This is a genomic window from Bacteroides caecigallinarum, assembly GCF_021531075.1.
GTDB classification, from domain to species: Bacteria; Bacteroidota; Bacteroidia; order Bacteroidales; family Bacteroidaceae; genus Phocaeicola; species Phocaeicola caecigallinarum_B.
The window spans coordinates 1-1,033 of the sequence record NZ_JADYTJ010000128.1 but is presented as its reverse complement, the minus strand read 5'-3'; the positions used below and the strand labels follow the sequence as shown (position 1 = coordinate 1,033).

Below are 1,033 nucleotides of genomic sequence, written 5' to 3'. Positions count from 1 at the left end.
GGTAATTATTTGTCCAATAGGTTGATGATACGGACTGCCTCTTTGAAGCGTCCGATATTTTCCGGAAGAGGATTCCTGTATTCCTCTTCCTTCATGCGTCTTATAGAAGGTATTCCCGTCAAGGGCATAGCCTGGTTGACTTTCCATCCATCGGTGAATGCCTTCGGCTGGAGACTGTCATGACAGATTACTTCCCCGACACATCCGTGGACGAGCATGTTACATACGGTCATCATGCAACAGGTCCGGCTGATATCTTCTCCAACCAGATAGTTTCCTGGATTGTGTGCATGGTATGCCAGCAGAAGCCTTCCGCTGCCGCATGTAGGGTCTCCCATCCTCTGTCCGGTCTCTTTTTTACCTGGCGCACACATGACCATGAGTTCACAGATATGTGACGGCGTGAAGAACTGTCCGTTTGCCTGCTGTCCCGGTTTTGAGCAGTAAGCCATGTGGAGTTCACCGAAAGCGTCGAACCAGCCCGACCTGCCTATCTGCCTCTGCATGATACGTGTCCATTCGGCTGTCATTTCCATGAACGAGGCGTTTTGCTGACGCTTGTATTTCCAGTTGCTTATTGGCGGTGCTCCCGGAGAGAAGCCGTGGATGATGAAACGCAGCAGGTCGTTGAATACGGTCTGTATTTCATAGCCGCATGAGGAGGCAAAGCCTGTGATAAGCCTGTCGAGCGGCTTGACTTCGTTGGAGATTTCATATCGTGCCATATTCCTTAATTTTATAATTGGTTATATACTGTCGTTGATTCTGTATACTGTTACGGTATGGTTTTCATTGTCCGTGTGTATTCTGACCGGACCGTATCCCATGAATTTCATGCGGATTTGTCCGTGCTGTCCCATACCGTTCCACTGCTCACGTGATATTTCCTTAATATACATGCGGTATCCCCAAAGTACAAGAGAGTCAGGCAGGATTCCCTTGTAGAGTCTGCCTTTCAGGATTGCGGCCAGCTCGTCCAGCTCGCTCCGGCTGTACAGCGTGAATGAATCGCTGCGGAAGGTGTATTCGCCTG

General features: G+C 49.6%; 2 protein-coding genes. Both read right to left on the bottom strand.

Annotated elements, in window-relative coordinates; translation table 11 throughout:
• Positions 1-5: 5 nt before the first annotated feature.
• The gene (locus I6E11_RS15520) at positions 6-725 is read right to left on the bottom strand and encodes an N-6 DNA methylase (RefSeq protein WP_204483182.1); all 720 of its coding nucleotides are present in this window, start codon (positions 723-725) and stop codon (positions 6-8) included.
• A gap of 21 nt (positions 726-746) precedes the next feature.
• Positions 747-1,033, bottom strand: a 287-nt coding sequence (locus tag I6E11_RS15515; protein WP_235338833.1) for a DUF4121 family protein, incomplete at its 5' end; no start/stop codon positions are given.